The organism is Burkholderia sp. E168m23 (genome assembly GCF_016586125.1).
Lineage (GTDB): Bacteria > Pseudomonadota > Gammaproteobacteria > Burkholderiales > Burkholderiaceae > Burkholderia > Burkholderia orbicola.
In genome coordinates this window covers 1-1,709 of the sequence record NZ_BCPP01001227.1, presented here as the reverse complement: position 1 = coordinate 1,709, position 1,709 = coordinate 1, and the positions used below count along the sequence as shown (strand labels likewise).

Annotated in this window: 2 protein-coding genes; both read right to left on the bottom strand. The window is 68.9% G+C overall.

What is annotated here, in order from left to right; translation table 11 throughout:
- The coding region (locus JMF90_RS35980) for an efflux RND transporter periplasmic adaptor subunit (protein WP_201326241.1) at positions 1-1,125 on the bottom strand (1,125 nt) is incomplete at its 3' end.
- Positions 1,115-1,709: efflux RND transporter permease subunit (locus tag JMF90_RS35975; RefSeq protein ID WP_201326240.1), on the bottom strand; the 595-nt coding region annotated here is incomplete at its 5' end. The genes JMF90_RS35980 and JMF90_RS35975, both read right to left, overlap by 11 nt.

Genomic DNA, 1,709 nt, shown 5'->3' with positions numbered 1-1,709 from the left:
GGCGAGCGAATCGGGCGGATTGTCGATCACGCGGTCGTCCGGCGCGAGGCCGGTCGCGATCTGTACGTGCGTGCCGAGATCGGTCGCGATCGTCACAGGCTTGAAGATCGCGCGATCGTCCTTGCCGACCACGGCGACCTGCAGGCCGGCCTGCCGGAAGATCAACGAGCTGGCCGGAATCGTCAGCGCGTGGGTGCTGCCGGCCGGCAGCGCGAAATGCACCTCGGTGTATTCGCCGGGAATCAGCTTGCCTGCGGAGTTGTCGACCATCAACTGCACGAGCAGCGTGCCGGTCGAGTCGGCGATCGAGTCGTCGGTGTCGGCGAGCGTCGCACGGAAGGTCTCGCCCGGATGCTCCGGCACGGTCAGCGTGGCCGTCATGCCGGGCCGGATCGCGGCGGCCTCGTTCTGCGGCACGCTCACGTAGACGCGCATCCGGTGGACGTCGGACACCGCAAACAATTCCGGGCCGGCGCCGCCGCCGGCCGAGATCAACTGGCCGATGTCGGTCTTGCGCGCGGTGACGACGCCGTCGAACGGCGCGACGATGCGCTTGAACGCCTCGAGCGCGTCGAGGCGTCGCACGTTGGCCTCGTTGGCCGCGACGATCGCCTGCTTGGCCGCGAGGTCGCTGGTCTTCTCGTCGGTTTCCTGCTGCGACACCGAATCCTGCGCGAGCATCCGGGTCCAGCGCGCGGCCGTGGACGCGGCGAGCTTCTCGTTGGCGAGCGAGCTCTGCAGGTCGGCGCGCGCCTGCTGCAGTTGCTGGTCGAGCTCGGGCGTATCGATCAGCCCGAGCAGTTGCCCCGACTTCACGTGCGCGCCGATGTCGGTGTACCACGCATGCAGGTAGCCCGACACCTGCGCGTGGATCGGCGCGCTCTCGAATGCGGACAGGTGGCCGGGCAGCACGAGCGTCGCGCCGTCGCCGCCGGTCGACGGCGTGTACGCGACCACGGTCGGCACCGCTTGTTCGGCGGACCAGGTCGCCATTTCCTGTTTCGCGTGCGCGCGGCCGACGATGCCGGTCGCCACGATGCCGACCGCGATCAGCGCGGTGATCGTGGCGACGAGCTTGAGGTTGGGCAGCCGTTTCGGCGACTTAATATCGATCTCAGTGGACATGGGAAGCTCCGGACGCGGAAGGGGAGGAAGCGCGGGACGCGTCGTGCTTGAGCGCATCGCGCCGGTGCACGAGGCTGAATACGACAGGAACGAAGAACAGCGTCGCGATCGTCGCGCATGCGAGGCCGCCGATCACGGCGCGGCCGAGCGGCGCGTTCTGCTCGCCGCCGTCGCCGAGGCCGAGCGCCATCGGCGCCATGCCGATGATCATCGCGAGCGCGGTCATCAGCACCGGGCGGAACCGCGTGAAACCGGCTTCGAGCGCGGAGGCCAGCGCGTTGCCGGTTTCGGCCAAACGCTCGCGCGCGAAACTGACGACGAGGATCGAGTTGGCGGTGGCCACGCCCATGCACAGGATCGCGCCGGTCAGCGCCGGCACCGACAGCGGCGTATGCGTGGTGAACAGCATCCAGACGATACCGGCCAGCGCCGCCGGCAGTGCCGAGACGATCACGAATGCGTCGGCCCACGAGTGGAAGTTCACGACGATCAGCAGGTAGATCAGCACGATTGCGCCGACCAGGCCGAGCAGCAGGCCGGCGAACGCGCCGTTCATGGTCTGCACCTGGCCGCGCAGCGTGACC